Below are 12,870 nucleotides of genomic sequence, written 5' to 3'. Positions count from 1 at the left end.
GTCACAGTACATCCGTTGTCACATGACATGTAAGCGGCGGATCTCCCGTCACACGAAAGGACCACCCCATGAACACCTCCACACCTCTGGACCCCCGCAGCCTCGCCCATCGCCTCACCACGGTCGGGCACGCGCTGCACCACCGCCTGTTCGCGCAGCTGCGCGACAGCGACCTGCACCCCAAGACCGTCCTCGTGCTGCGCGCGATCGACGGCCGCATCGACGCTCCCTGGATCGCCGAGCGCCTGGCCCGCGGCGGCAAGCGCGTCACCGCCCTCGCCGAGCGGGGATGGATCGAGCGCGCCGACGACGGCTGGTCGCTGACCACCGAGGGTCGCGAGATCCTCGACCGCCTGGATGCCGACCGCTCGGCGCTCCTCGCCGACGTCCCCGCCGAAGAGCTCGAACGTCTCGTCGCCGCCCTCGACGCCGTGTCGGCGGCGCTCGGCCTCGACGACTCGGACGCGGCGCCGTTCGGCCCCCGCGGACGCGGCGGGCGTGGCGCGGGCATGCGCGGCTTCGGCCCGTTCGGGCGCGGCTTCGGCCCGGGCTTCGGCCCCGGCGCGCGCGGCGACGCGGACGGCTTCGGCCCCCGCGAGCGCGGCACCGAAGAGCACGACCGTCCCCACCACGGACGCGGATGCGACCCCCGCCACGGCGGGCACGCGCACCACGGACGGCACGGGCACGACGACCGGGGCCACCGGGCGGCGCAGCGCGCCTACGAGCGCGGCTTCGACGCCGGGTTCAGCCGCGGCCGCGAAGGTTCGGCATCCGCTGAGCCCGCGGCATCCGGTGAGCCCTCGGCATCCGAGTGAACCGGCGGCATCCGGCGAATCCGCGGCATCCGAGTGATCGGCGATAAACGCCCTCCGCGACGAGAAACACGTGGACGTCGCGTTTCTGCGCGGGAATCGCGTTTATCGCCGCGCACGGCGCCGCGCGCACTAACCGCGCCGCGCCAACACGACGGAACAGCCCCGTCGAGGTCACCTCGACGGGGCTGTTCCGCGTGCGCTTCAGCGTCCGGCGGAGCCGGCGTCGGTCGTGCCGACGTTCGTGCGGTGGAAGTTCAGCGCCGAGCGCGATGCCGTCGGGCCGCGCTGGCCCTGGTAGCGGTTGCCGTAGGGCCCCGAACCGTACGGATTCTCGGCGGGGGAGGTCAGGCGGAAGTAGCAGACCTGCCCGATCTTCATGCCCGGCCAGAGCTTGATCGGCAGGGTCGCGACGTTGGAGAGTTCGAGCGTGACGTGCCCCGAGAACCCCGGGTCGATGAACCCGGCGGTCGAGTGGGTGAGCAGCCCCAGGCGTCCGAGCGACGACTTGCCCTCGAGACGCGCGGCGACGTCGTCCGGCAGCGTGACGCGCTCGAACGTCGATCCCAGCGCGAACTCGCCCGGGTGGAGGATGAACGGCTCGTCCGGCTCGACCTCGATGAGGCGGGTGAGCTCGGGCTGCTCCTCGGCGGGGTCGATGAACGGGTACTTGTGGTTGTCGAACAGCCGGAAGTATCGGTCGAGGCGCACGTCGACGCTCGACGGCTGCACCATGGCCGGATCGAAGGGGTCGAGCCCCAGGCGTCCGTCGGCGAGTTCGGCTCGGATGTCGCGGTCGGAGAGCAGCACGCGCCCAGCCTAGGGCGTGGGGTCGGCGCGCACCGTCGAGTGCACACGTTCCGTGCGAACGCACACGTTCCGTACGACCCTGACGTGTGCTCTCGCACGGATCGTGTGCACTCGACGCAGAACCCCGACCCGGATGCCACGGGAGACGCTGTTATGCTGGCGGAAGTGCCTCACGGCGCTCGGGGCTGTAGTTCAATGGCAGAACTTCTGCTTCCCAAGCAGACAGCGCGGGTTCGATTCCCGTCAGCCCCTCCACAGCCCTCACGGGCGGTCATCGGCCGCACGCGAGGGCTTTCGTGTCCCGGCGCGCGCGGCGGCTTTCCGGTCGTTGACGGACCACGCACATGCGATGACGACGAGCACCACGAGAGGCGCGATAGCGGAAAGCGCCATCATTCCGAGTCCGACGGCGACGCCTTCCCTGACGAAGACGGGTGCCGCCGCGATGGCCAAGATGAACAGCGCCGCAGCCGCGGCCATCGTCAGGCGCCTGCGGTGTCGAGAGGTCACCCCTCCGACGCTGCCCCGTCAGCCGGAGATGCGCCAGCGAACTCAGGGGTTGTGGAGGCAATGCCCACCCGCCGGGTGCCCGGCAGGAGCCCCGGTCCGGCCCGATCTCCCGGGTCGCCACCGAGAATGGACGCATGCGTCGCTCGCTCGGCATCCTCCTCAGCGCAGTGCTCGCGCTCGGGCTCACGGCGTGCGGGCCGTCCGCGCAGCCGGAGCCCACGACGGAGCCCGGCGAGACCACCGTCGCGTTCTACGGCGACTCCTACACCCGCGGCACCGGCGCGAGTTCGTCCGACAGGCGCTGGTCCACGATCATCTGCGCGGAGCGCGGGTGGACCGAGATCAACCGCAGCGAGAACGGCCTGGGGTTCGTCAACCGGCGCGCGAGCATGGGGCCGGGGCTCGATGACATCCCCGCCCAGATCATCCGTGACGACCCCGACATCGTGTTCGTCACCATGGGACTCAACGACAACTTCAGCTACGACGGCGCCGCCGCCGAGATCCGGGCGACGATCGACAGCGACCTCGACCGGCTGCGCCAGGGCCTTCCCCGCGCGCGCCTCATCGTGGTCGAACCGTTCTGGTACACCGCCGACCGGCCGGCATCCGTCGACGTCATCATCGGGTGGGTGCACGACGCGGCCGAGCGGATCGGCGCCGATTACATCGCCGGAGCGAGCCGGTGGCTCGACGGTCACTACGCCGACGACGACGACAGCTGGATGGCCGGCGACGGACTCCACCCCGACGACGTCGGCTACGCGCACATCGCCGAGCGAATGGATGCCGAGCTCCAGACGCTCGGCCTCTGACACCGCCGCGACGCGAGCGGGACGTCAGGCCCCGACCGGCACGCGCTCCGAAACCAGGAGATCCTTGACGATCCGGCCCGCCTTGGCCACGACGACCACGTTCTCGGGGGAACCCAGTGCGGACATGTCCGCCAGCGGGTCGACGTCGGCGACGACGAAGTCGGCGATCTTGCCGGCTTCGAGCGTGCCCAGTCGGTCGCCGACGCGAAGGAGCTCGGCCGCGTGCGCCGTGCCCGCGCGCAACGCGTCCATCGGTGACATCCCGAGCTCGACGAGGTGCGAGAGCTCGGCGAGGTTGCGCCCGTGCGCGCAGATCCCCGAATCGGTGCCCATCGCGAAGCGCGCCCCCCGCTCGATGGCGCGGGCGATGTTCACGCGCGTGATCTCGACCCAGCGCACCTTCTTCTCGTAGTGGAACGGCCGCATGCGCTCCTTCACGAGCGGCGTGAAGACGGTCGAGAGCGTCGGCACGAGGAACGTGCCGTTCTCACCGGCCAGGTCGATCCCCTCGTCGTCGATGCCGTAGGCGTGCTCGACGCTGTCGACGCCGCCGCGCAGCGCCGCGAGGATGCCGGCGGTTCCCTGCGCGTGCGCGGCGATGGGCCGACCGCCATGACGGTCGACCTCGTCGCGGATGGCGCGGATCTCGTCCGCCGTGATCCCCTCGTCGGTCGGCTGGTCGTGAGGACTGGACATCCCGCCCGTCGTGCAGACCTTGATGACGTCCGCGCCGTCGCGCAGCAGGCGGCGGGTGGCCGTCCGCACCTCGTCGACGGTGTCGGCGATCTCGTCGGCCGCGGAGACGTGGTACTTCACGTGACCGCCGGGAAGGTGAAAGTCGGAGTGCCCTCCCGTGTGACTCATGATGCGGACGGCCGTGTGCAGGCGCGGCCCCGCCACGAGCCCCTGCTCGACCGCGGCCTTGTGGCCCAGGGTCAGCCCGGCGAGGTCGCGTGCCGTGGTCACCCCCGCGTGGAGGGTCTGCTCGAGTCGCCGCCCGGTCTCGAACACCACCTGCACCGGGTCGGTGGTGAGGTCGTGGAAGGGGCCGTTGCCGGCGTCGAAGCCGAGGTGCACGTGCGCATCGATGAAGCCGGGCAGGAGCGTGCGTCCCCCGAGGTCGCGCGTGACCGTCGCCGCAACGACGGGCGCGTGGGCGGCGGGGCCCGCGAAGAGGATGCGTCCGTCCTCGTCGACGTGCAACTCGGCGTCGGGCACCGGGCCCGCACCGGTGCCGTCGATCAGCCGGGCACCAGTCAGGCGGAGGGAGACGGAGGAGATCGTCATCAGTGGATCCTTTCGAGGGCGGTCTCGAGCGTGAAGTCGGGGGAACCGGGGACGGAAGCCAGCAGCTCGCGGGTATAGGGATGCCGCGGTGCCGCGAAGACGTCGCGGACGGGCCCGCTCTCGACGACGTCGCCGGCGCGCATGACCGCGACCTCGTCGCACACGACGTTGACCACCGCGAGGTTGTGGGAGATGAACAGCATCGTCAGCCCCAGGTCGCGTCGGAGTTCCGCGAGCAGGCGCAGCACCTCGGCCTGCACCGAGACGTCCAGTGCCGACGTGACCTCGTCCGCGACGAGGACGCGCGGCTCCACGGCGAGGCCGCGCGCGATGGCGATGCGCTGACGCTGACCCCCGGAGAACTCGTGGGGGTGACGCCCGACGGCGTCGCGCGGGATGCGCACGCGATCCAGCAGTTCGTCGATCCGTGCGCGCGAACCTCGCACCGACGGGCGGACGGGGTCGATCGCCTCGGCGAGGGCCTGGCCGATGGTCCGGCGGGGATTCAGCGACGAGTACGGGTCCTGCGGAATCAGCTGGACGCTCCGGTGCAGCCTCCGGCGGCTCGCGCGATCGGCCGCGCCGACATCGATGCCCGCCACCTCCACGACACCCGACGTGGGGGCGACGGAGCCGACGAGCACTTTGGCGAGCGTCGATTTGCCCGAGCCGGACTCGCCCACGAGACCGACGGCGGAGCCGGGTGCAACGTCGAGATCGACGCCGTGCAGCACTTCGGTCCGACCGAACGAGACGCGCAGATCCCGCGCGCGGACGATGGAGCCGACATCCGTCATGCGGACACCTCCGGGCGGGCGACGTCGAACGCAGGATCGGCCTCGAGCAGGCTTCGCGTGTAGGGGTGGCGGGCGTGCTCCAGGTCGAGATGTCCGGCCGACAGCTCCTCGACGATCTCGCCGTCTTTCATCACGAGCACGCGGTGGCAGAGGGCGCGCACCACGGCGATGTCATGGGAGATGAACAGCAGTGCGCACCCGTTCTCGATGCTCACCCGGCGGAGCTCCCGCAGGATCTCGCGCTGAACGGTCACATCGAGGGCCGTCGTCGGCTCGTCGGCGATGATCAGTTCGGGCGTGGCGGTGAGGGCGGACGAGAGCATCGCCCGCTGCCGCATCCCCCCGGACCACTCATGAGGACGTTGGCGCATGCGCCGCGGCGCGTCGGAGACCCGTACCGCCTCCAGTGCTTCCCTCACGGCGGAGTCGGCCTGCGAGCGGCTTCGGCCGAAGTGGGCGCGAAGAACCTGACCCAGTTGAGCGCCCATCCGCAGAGCCGGGTTGAAGGTCGTTCCCGGATCCTGGTACACCAGCGCGATCGCCCGTGCCATGACCGCGGGCGGCTGCCGCCGGAGCAGGTCCTTCTCCCCCAGCGTGAGCCGCCGGGCACTCGCTTCCAGACCGTCGGGGAGGAGGCGGGCCACGGTCAGGGCGGTGAGCGACTTGCCCGACCCCGACTCCCCGACGATGCCGAGCGTCTCGCCTCGCCCGATGCTGAACGAGACGCCCTTGACCAGCGCGACGCCGTCCGCGCGCGAGACCACGACGTTCTCGGCGTGCAACAGCGCGTCGCCGGGCGCGTGCAGCTCGGTCGGCCGCACGGGACGGACACGACGCGGCACGGATCGGCGCGGATCCGCGCGAGCGGCGAGGCCGTCGCCGATGAGCATGGCCGCGACACCGGCGAGCACGATGAGCGCCGCGGGACCGACCACCTGGTACGCGCGACCCGCCAGGAGCGAGGGAAGCGCCTCGTTCAGAAGCTTGCCGTAGTCGTAGGCGGGCGATTGGACGCCGAGCCCGACGAAGGACAACGCGGAGATGGCCGTCAACGACGCGGCGAAGGTGGAGGCCGTCAGCACCAGGATCGGCTCCGCGATGTTCGGCAGGACGTGTCGGCGCAGGACGGCGAGCGGCGGTGCACCGAGCAGCCGGGCGGTCTCGACGTAGTCGCGATGCAGGACGGATCCGGCGAGGTTGGCGGCGAGCCGGGCGAAGTACGGGATGCCGGAGACCCCGATCGCGACGACGGCCGAGGGGGCGCTCGCACCGAGGATCGCGGCGACGACGAGAGCGAGCAGAAGGCCCGGGAAGGCGACGAGGCTGTCGATCGCGCGCAGGGCGAGCTCCCGCGGCCGTCCGGGCAGGAGCTGCACGACTCCGCCGAACACCACGCCCCCGACGACGGCGATGAGGGTGGCCCCCGCGGTCATCAGCAGCGTGAGACGGGTCGCCACCAGGCTTCGGGCGAACATGTCGTGCCCCACGGCATCCGTCCCCAGCCAGTGCTCGGGGCTCGGTGGCTGCGACCGCGCACCCAGGGCATCGGCTTGGCTCTGGAGAACGAGGGGAGCGACCACGGCGATGATCAGCAGAATCGTGGCGAGCACGAGCCCGGCGAGGAGTCCGGCGCTGCCGGCATGTCGTCCGGGGGCGCTGCGCGGCGTGGATGCGACAGGGTCAGGAATCTGCATGACGTCCTCCGAGGGTGCGCGGGTCGACGATGCCGAGCAGGACGTCGACGAGCAGGTTGACCAGAGCGGCGACGAGGCCGATGACGAGCACCATCCCCTGGATGACGGGGAAGTCGCGGTTCAGGATGGCCTGGATGATGCCGGTACCGAGGCCCGGAAGCGCGAAGACGCTCTCGATGACGAGGGCGCCCCCGAGCATGCCGCCCAGGATCAGGCCGCTCAGGGTCAGGGTCGAGGTGAGCAGGTTCGGGAGCGCGTTGCGGAGGTACAGCGCGGCGGTGCCCAGACGCCAGCCGCGCGCGGTGCGCATGTAGTCCTCGGCCAGCGCCACCGCCGTCTCCCGGCGCACGAGACGCGACACCATGCAGATCGGCCCGACCGAGAGGGCGAGCACGGGGAGGACGAGCGAGGCGACCGGGGCCGAGGCGAGGTATGCCGGCGGGAGAAGCCACAGGACACCCACCCCGGTGCCGAGGAGCACGACCAGGAGCGTCGCGAAGATGTAGCCGGGGAGCGAGTCGAGCAGACCCGTGACCGCGCCGAAGCCCGTGTCGAGCCAGGAACGTCGTCCACCCCGGGTGAGCACACCGATCGTCAGACCGAGGGGGATCGAGACGAGCAGCACGAGGACGATGCTCGACAGCGCTATCGCCGCGGTGAAGGGGAGGCGCGCGGCGATCAGCTCCGCGACCGGGCGCCCGTACATGAACGACTGTCCGAGATCGCCCTGGAGGAGTCCGCCGACGTATACGGCGAACTGCTCGCACACCGGCAGGTCGAGTCGCAGCCGCGAGCGGAGCGCCTCGATCTGCGCGGTCGTCGCGTCGGGACCGGCCAGTGCCACGGCGGGGTCGCCGGGGATGAGCTGGACGATGAGGAAGGACGCCACGACCAGCACAGCGATGGTCGCCGCCAGGCCCGCCCCGCGGCGTACGGCGAACCCGATCCAGGGTGAGGTCGCGGTCCGACGTGGCGACGGCGCTGTGGCCGGCCGAGCGTGCGCGAGCTGTGCCATGGTGTCCTCCCCCGCCGTCACTTGGTGATGCGCATCGTCGACACGTCGAGGTAGTCACCGAAGGCGCGGATGCTGAATCCATCGGCCATGAAGACGATCCCGGGCGTGCTCACCAGCGGTACGGCGTCGACGCGCTGGAGGATGCTCTCCTGCGCCTCGCCCAGCGCGGCGCACTTCTCGGTGTCGTCGGTGGCGCTCATCGCCCGCAGCAGGGCCGCGTAGCCCGCGTCATTCGCCGCGCCCGTCTTCGAGCGGCCGCCCTCCTCCGTCACCGGACCCATCGCCCGCAGCAGCGACGAGGGCAGCGTGCCCATGATGTTCACGTCGCCCTGCAGCGTCATGTCCCAATCCGACCCGCCCGCACCGGTGGTGGAGGACCAGGTGGCGTTGTCCAGCGCGTTCACCTCGACCGTCGCCCCCTGCGCGCGCAGAACCTCGGCGATGTAGTCGTTGGCCGCGCCGAACCCGGTGGTCCCGATGAGGCGGATGGTGACGCCCGACAGTGTGCCCGTGGCATCCGCGTCGTACACGATCGCGTCCGCCGGGTCGTCGACGACACAGGCCAGGGCGTTCGAGGCGAGCGTGTGCAGCACCTCGCCGCGTCCGTTCGTCACGACGTCGTTGACCGCACTGGGGTCGATGGCACGGGCCACGGCGAGGCGCAGATCGCGGTTGTCGGCGAAGATCGTGCCGGGGCGCTCGTTGAAGACGAGGTAGCTCGTGGAGTTGGTGTACGTGACCGAACTGAATCCGGTCACGCCCTCCATGCGGTCCACGGCGTCACCGAAGACCGGTGCGAGGTCGAGCGCTCCCGCCATGAGCTGCGTGGCCACGGTGGCGTCGTCCGCGATGGGCGTGAGCACGACCGTGCCGGCCGGGCGGCCCTCGAGAGGCGTCGCGAACTCCGGCCACTGGTTGTAGCCCTCGCGCAACGCGAAGGTGTACGACACCGCGGGCTGCGCCGCGGCCAGGGTGTAGGGGCCCGTGGTCGCTCCGGCGACCGTCCCCGCCGCGAGTCCGTCGAGATCCGCCAGGCCGGGAGCGCACACGATGCCGGCCTGCGGCAGGCTGACCCCCACGGGGAGGTCCGACCAGGGCTCGGACAGCGACACCGTCACCGTACCGGCCGTGTCATCCGCGGTGACCGTCGCCGTCCCGGCGCCGATGGCCAGGCTGCGCGCCGACGAACCCGTCTCGGGGTCCAGGAATCGCGCGAGGGACGCGGCGACCGCATCGGGGGTGAGGGGCGATCCGTCGGAGCAGGTCGCGTCATCGCGCAGCGTGAAGACGTAGTTGCTCGCGTCGACGGCCTCCCACGAGCTCGCGAGCCCGCCCACGAGCACGTTGCCGTCGTCGCGGCGCAGGAGGGTGTCGTAGAGCAGCCGCGCCGTCGTGTAGTCGTCGGTGGCGCGCGAGAGCGCCGGGTCGAAGGTGCTCGGATCGGTGAGCAACGTGGTGCGGATGGTATCCACATCGCTGCCGTCGCCGTTCACCTCCCCGCTCGCCGCGCAGCCGGCGGTCGCGAGCACGCCCACCACGGCCAGGGTGGATGCGAGAAGACGATGCGATCGCGCCACGATTCCTCCAAATTGGATACAAGAATTAGTTTTCGGGATACTTTCGTCCATGATGCGGCATCCGCGCGAATCGGTGACCCCATCGACCAAGACCGCACGAATCGTTCGATCGGAAGGAACCGAGCGCATGGATATCCCCGAGCTCGACGCGCTGGATTACCGCATTGTTAACGCGCTCCAGCTGCACCCGCGCGCCTCGTGGGCCGAGCTGTCGGGCATCCTGTCGTCGGATGCGAGCACGCTCTCGCGCCGCTGGAGCCGCCTGGCCGACTGCGGAGCTGTGTGGTCGAGCTGCTTCTACATGCCGCTCGAGCGACGGAGGCGGCAGCCCCTCGCGTTCGTCGAGGTGCTCTGCCACCCGGCCGGGCTCGACGAGACCGTCGACGCCCTCGCGGTGATCCCCGAGGTGTTCAGCGTGCACGGCACCTCGGGCGACCGGCAGGTCTACGTCACCGTCGGAGCGGCCTCCCTCGCGGAGATCGATCACTGCGTGCGCACGCGCATCGCCACCGTGCCCGGTGTCGCGACCACGCGCGCGCACTATGTCCGACGGGTCTTCCAAGAAGGCGGGCAGTGGCGCCTGGGCGTGCTCACCGACGCGCAGACCGCGGCGATCGCCGCCCGACGACCACAGCCCGCGTCCGACCTCGCGGCGGAGCCGACCCCGGAGGAGTGGAGCGTGCTCGAAGCGCTGGCCGAGGACGTCCGCCGTCCACTCGCCCAGATCCGGGAACGCACCGGCGGCTCACTGGCGGCGGTGTCCCGACGGGTCACGACGCTGCTGGGTGCGGACTGGGCGCATTGGCGCATCGACGTCGCCCACCGCGCGCTCGGTTACGAATGCGCGGTGATGCTGTGGGTGCGCGCTCCCCAGGAGAATCTCGAGCAGATCGCCACGTCCTTCCGGCTCCTGCCGGAATCGCGCCTCATCGCTTCGGTCACCGGACCGGCGAACCTCGCGATCTCCCTCTGGCTGCGGGACCTGGCCGACCTCGACGACCTGGAACAGCGCGTGGCCAAGGTCTACCCCCAGCTGTCGTTCACGGACGTGTGGGTCGTCCCCCGGGTCTACAAGCGCGCGGGCCATGTCCTCGACGCGAACGGGATGCAGGCGCGGCACGTGCCCTTCCGCGAGAACGGCGGGGACTGAGAATCCAGCGGCGGAGCGGACTGCCCCCGCGGCACCGCATACCGAAGCCGTTTACGATCTGCAATGACAAATCTTAAAAGCTTTTAGATCTGCAAGCATCGAACTAAAATCAGTTCATGTCTACTCCGACCCCGGCCCCCGTTACACGCGGCCTGCGAACAATCGGACAGAACGTGGCCGATCAACGGAAACTGCTGAATCTCACGGCCAAGATGGTCGCCGAGCGGGCAGGTGTCAGCCCTCAGACGATCAGCAAGCTCGAGAACGGCGAGGGCACGACGCTGGAGATCGCCTTGCGCGTGCTGCGCGTCCTCGGCCTGCTGGATGCCGTCGTCACCGCGACCGATCCCTTCCAGACTCCGCGCGGACGGCTGATGGCCGACGAGAAGCTGCCGCAACGGGTGCGAGTCCGCGGCGATGCCTGACAGCTGCACGGTGACGACGACGCTCGGACGGGAAGAGGTCGTCGCCGGGACCCTGTACCGGGCACGCACGTCGGGGACGTTCGTCTACGACACCGACTACCTGCGCCGCCGCGACGCCTTCGCCCTCGTTCCCGCTCTCGGGCTGTTCCCGGGCCCGCAGAGCCTCGGGCCGCCGAACCCGTTCAGCGACTCCGCACCCGACACCTGGGGACGAAAGGTGCAGAATCGAGCCGCGGGCCGGCGCCTCGACGACCTCACACTCATGCTGGGAGTGAACGACGAGGGACGCCAGGGCGCGACACGCTTCTGGCACGACGAGACGGCCGTCGCCGACGGCGACGGGGTGCCCGCCGAGGCGGACCTCTCCGAGATCATCCAGGTTGCCGACCAGATCGAACGCGACGATCCAGACATCGACGAGGTCGCACTGCGGCGCCTGTTCCGGGCGACCGGCTCCCTGGGCGGGGCACGGCCCAAGGCCAATGTCCGACTCGGCGACGAGTTGTGGCTCGCGAAGTTCCCCAAACCGCGCGGCGATGACTGGAATGTCATGGCTTGGGAGGCATCCATGCTCGACGCGATGGACCGATGGGGGATCGACGTTCCCGCTCGGAGAACGAAACAGATCACGGTGGAGGGCACCGTCCGGACGATCCTGTTCCTGCGTCGGTTCGATCGGGGGGCCGGCGGGACCCGGATCCCCTACATCTCGGCGATGACGGCACTCGAGGCCCAGGACGGCGACGGGGGTGATTGGCTCGACCTCACCGATTTCGCGCGCGCCCACGGCGCGGACGTCCGGCAGTTGTGGCGGCGCGCGATCTTCGGCGTCCTGGTCGGCAACCTCGACGATCACCTGCGCGACCACGGCTTCCTCCGTCGAGGGGGCGGTTGGGCGCTCTCACCCGCATTCGACGTGAACCCCGAACCCCTCGGCCACGGAGATGATCATGAGCTCGCTTTGTTCGGCACCACGACCCTGGACGTCAGCGCCTTCCTCACGAAGGAGGCCCTCTCCATGTTCGGGCTGAGCGCCGCCGAGGCTCGAACTCACCTCGCCGCGCTCGTCCCCCTTCTGGGTGCCCTGCCGCGGTCCGCCGAGCATCACGGTGCCGACGCGCGAAGCGTTCGGCTCATGCAGACCCGCCTCGACGCGGCTGCGGCCCGGCTCGGGTGAGGTCGCGGAGGAACCCCTAGGCCGCGCGCCGGCCCGACCGCACCCGGAACCACAGCGTCAGCTCGGCGAGCGCCCGCGCGGTCACCGTGGCATCCCCGGAGTCCAGGTCGTCGAAGCTGTCGCGGAACCCCTCCGGCGGTGCCGACGCCGACGTTCCGAGCGGTTCGTAGCCCATCGTCCAGTCGGGGAACCGGCGTTCCTCGACGGGCTCGGACACCAGGATCCGCACGTCGCGGTGACGGGGGTCACGACGGATGCGGTCGATGGCATCCCGGACCGCCGATTCGGGACCCTCGAGCACCTGCAGGAATCGGCCGCTGCGGTAGAGCAGCAGACCCGACAGGTCGGTGCCGACGTTGGCGACGCGGCTGGACTCCAGCAGCCGGGCGAGCTCGTCGTCACCGAACGGGGCGACGGCGGTGCTCGAGTAGGTCAGCGAGAACAGGTCGTCCGTCATCACTGCATCACCGACCCGGGGAAGACGTCGGGGACCTGGCGCAACTCGATCTCGGGCACGGCGTTCGTGGCATCCGCGTGCGCTTGGGCGACGGCCGCCATCCCGGCGACCAGTCCGGGGAAGCGGCCGACGAGACGCGAGCGTCCGTTGTAAGCCAGATAGCTGCCGTCGGCTTCGCGGTCGATGTACCCGAGGAAGACCCCGCGCGCACTGGCGACGTGGAATCCGTCCTCCACCCGCGCCCACACGACACCCGCACCGGGTCGATCGTCACCAGTCATGCGCGCTTCCTTCCGCCCCGGCAGGGTCCCCCTTCGAAAGTACACATGCCCGAAAGGCGC

The 12,870-nt window shown here is 70.5% G+C and carries 14 protein-coding genes and 1 tRNA gene; 6 read left to right on the top strand and 9 right to left on the bottom strand.

Annotated features, from left to right (window positions below; translation table 11 throughout):
• Positions 1-68: 68 nt before the first annotated feature.
• Positions 69-818 (top strand): MarR family winged helix-turn-helix transcriptional regulator, encoded by a 750-nt coding sequence (locus tag CSIV_RS18400; protein WP_077051242.1) that lies wholly within the window; start codon positions 69-71, stop codon positions 816-818.
• A gap of 201 nt (positions 819-1,019) precedes the next feature.
• On the opposite strand, the gene dcd is transcribed toward CSIV_RS18400, so the two are convergent.
• Positions 1,020-1,625, bottom strand: coding sequence for a dCTP deaminase (gene dcd / locus CSIV_RS10185; protein WP_077051241.1), 606 nt, complete (start codon positions 1,623-1,625; stop codon positions 1,020-1,022).
• Between the two features lie 181 nt (positions 1,626-1,806).
• Here dcd and CSIV_RS10180 point away from each other — a divergent pair.
• Positions 1,807-1,880, top strand: a tRNA-Gly gene (locus CSIV_RS10180).
• Between the two features lie 6 nt (positions 1,881-1,886).
• Here the strand turns inward: CSIV_RS10180 and CSIV_RS18395 are convergent.
• On the bottom strand, positions 1,887-2,135 hold the full coding sequence (locus CSIV_RS18395; RefSeq protein ID WP_175627592.1) for a hypothetical protein: 249 nt from the start codon (positions 2,133-2,135) through the stop codon (positions 1,887-1,889).
• A 134-nt stretch (positions 2,136-2,269) separates the two neighbouring features.
• On the opposite strand from CSIV_RS18395, the gene CSIV_RS10170 reads away from it, so the two are divergent.
• A complete protein-coding gene (locus CSIV_RS10170; RefSeq protein WP_077051239.1) occupies positions 2,270-2,950 on the top strand; it encodes an SGNH/GDSL hydrolase family protein in 681 nt (226 codons plus the stop codon).
• A 24-nt stretch (positions 2,951-2,974) separates the two neighbouring features.
• Here CSIV_RS10170 and CSIV_RS10165 read toward each other — a convergent pair whose 3' ends face one another.
• The 5 genes from CSIV_RS10165 to CSIV_RS10145 are packed head-to-tail and all read right to left on the bottom strand — an operon-like array spanning position 2,975 to position 9,320.
• Positions 2,975-4,237, bottom strand: coding sequence for a metal-dependent hydrolase family protein (locus CSIV_RS10165; protein WP_077051238.1), 1,263 nt, complete (start codon positions 4,235-4,237; stop codon positions 2,975-2,977).
• Complete coding sequence (locus CSIV_RS10160; RefSeq protein WP_077051237.1) at positions 4,237-5,034, bottom strand: ABC transporter ATP-binding protein; 798 nt, start codon at positions 5,032-5,034, stop codon at positions 4,237-4,239. The genes CSIV_RS10165 and CSIV_RS10160 overlap by 1 nt, the downstream gene beginning before the upstream one ends.
• Entirely contained in the window at positions 5,031-6,728 is a 1,698-nt protein-coding gene (locus CSIV_RS10155) for a dipeptide/oligopeptide/nickel ABC transporter permease/ATP-binding protein (RefSeq protein WP_077051236.1), read from the bottom strand. The genes CSIV_RS10160 and CSIV_RS10155 overlap by 4 nt, the downstream gene beginning before the upstream one ends.
• Complete coding sequence (locus CSIV_RS10150; protein ID WP_077051413.1) at positions 6,715-7,743, bottom strand: ABC transporter permease; 1,029 nt, start codon at positions 7,741-7,743, stop codon at positions 6,715-6,717. The genes CSIV_RS10155 and CSIV_RS10150 overlap by 14 nt, the downstream gene beginning before the upstream one ends.
• A 17-nt stretch (positions 7,744-7,760) precedes the next feature.
• Positions 7,761-9,320, bottom strand: a complete 1,560-nt coding sequence (locus tag CSIV_RS10145) for an ABC transporter substrate-binding protein (protein ID WP_077051235.1) — start codon at positions 9,318-9,320, stop codon at positions 7,761-7,763.
• Positions 9,321-9,447: 127 nt separating this feature from the next.
• Between CSIV_RS10145 and CSIV_RS10140 the strand changes: the two genes are divergently transcribed.
• From CSIV_RS10140 to CSIV_RS10130, 3 genes are all read left to right on the top strand, one after another.
• The gene (locus CSIV_RS10140) at positions 9,448-10,470 is read left to right on the top strand and encodes an Lrp/AsnC family transcriptional regulator (protein WP_077051234.1); all 1,023 of its coding nucleotides are present in this window, start codon (positions 9,448-9,450) and stop codon (positions 10,468-10,470) included.
• Positions 10,471-10,643: 173 nt separating this feature from the next.
• Positions 10,644-10,895, top strand: a complete 252-nt coding sequence (locus tag CSIV_RS10135) for a helix-turn-helix domain-containing protein (RefSeq protein ID WP_238592364.1) — start codon at positions 10,644-10,646, stop codon at positions 10,893-10,895.
• A complete protein-coding gene (locus CSIV_RS10130; protein WP_083735094.1) occupies positions 10,888-12,072 on the top strand; it encodes a type II toxin-antitoxin system HipA family toxin in 1,185 nt (394 codons plus the stop codon). The genes CSIV_RS10135 and CSIV_RS10130 overlap by 8 nt, the downstream gene beginning before the upstream one ends.
• 16 nt (positions 12,073-12,088) lie before the next feature.
• Here CSIV_RS10130 and CSIV_RS10125 read toward each other — a convergent pair whose 3' ends face one another.
• Both CSIV_RS10125 and CSIV_RS10120 read right to left on the bottom strand, forming a co-directional pair.
• Complete coding sequence (locus tag CSIV_RS10125; protein ID WP_077051231.1) at positions 12,089-12,529, bottom strand: BLUF domain-containing protein; 441 nt, start codon at positions 12,527-12,529, stop codon at positions 12,089-12,091.
• The gene (locus tag CSIV_RS10120; RefSeq protein WP_077051230.1) at positions 12,529-12,810 is read right to left on the bottom strand and encodes a hypothetical protein; all 282 of its coding nucleotides are present in this window, start codon (positions 12,808-12,810) and stop codon (positions 12,529-12,531) included. Before CSIV_RS10120 ends, CSIV_RS10125 begins: the two co-directional genes overlap by 1 nt.
• Positions 12,811-12,870: the final 60 nt, after the last annotated feature.

The organism is Microbacterium sp. CSI-V (assembly GCF_001984105.1).
GTDB lineage: Bacteria > Actinomycetota > Actinomycetes > Actinomycetales > Microbacteriaceae > Microbacterium.
Note: the sequence above shows the minus strand (reverse complement) of the source record. Positions and strands in the feature narration are given on the sequence as shown.

Coding starts and splice junctions, on each gene's coding strand:
- CSIV_RS10150 (WP_077051413.1), bottom strand. CDS start 7,743: ATGGCACAGCTCGCGCACGCTCGGCCGGCCACAGCGCCGTCGCCACGT.
- CSIV_RS10165 (WP_077051238.1), bottom strand. CDS start 4,237: ATGACGATCTCCTCCGTCTCCCTCCGCCTGACTGGTGCCCGGCTGATC.
- CSIV_RS10130 (WP_083735094.1), top strand. CDS start 10,888: ATGCCTGACAGCTGCACGGTGACGACGACGCTCGGACGGGAAGAGGTC.
- CSIV_RS10170 (WP_077051239.1), top strand. CDS start 2,270: ATGCGTCGCTCGCTCGGCATCCTCCTCAGCGCAGTGCTCGCGCTCGGG.
- CSIV_RS10120 (WP_077051230.1), bottom strand. CDS start 12,810: ATGACTGGTGACGATCGACCCGGTGCGGGTGTCGTGTGGGCGCGGGTG.
- CSIV_RS10140 (WP_077051234.1), top strand. CDS start 9,448: ATGGATATCCCCGAGCTCGACGCGCTGGATTACCGCATTGTTAACGCG.
- CSIV_RS18400 (WP_077051242.1), top strand. CDS start 69: ATGAACACCTCCACACCTCTGGACCCCCGCAGCCTCGCCCATCGCCTC.
- CSIV_RS10125 (WP_077051231.1), bottom strand. CDS start 12,529: ATGACGGACGACCTGTTCTCGCTGACCTACTCGAGCACCGCCGTCGCC.
- CSIV_RS10155 (WP_077051236.1), bottom strand. CDS start 6,728: ATGCAGATTCCTGACCCTGTCGCATCCACGCCGCGCAGCGCCCCCGGA.
- CSIV_RS10160 (WP_077051237.1), bottom strand. CDS start 5,034: ATGACGGATGTCGGCTCCATCGTCCGCGCGCGGGATCTGCGCGTCTCG.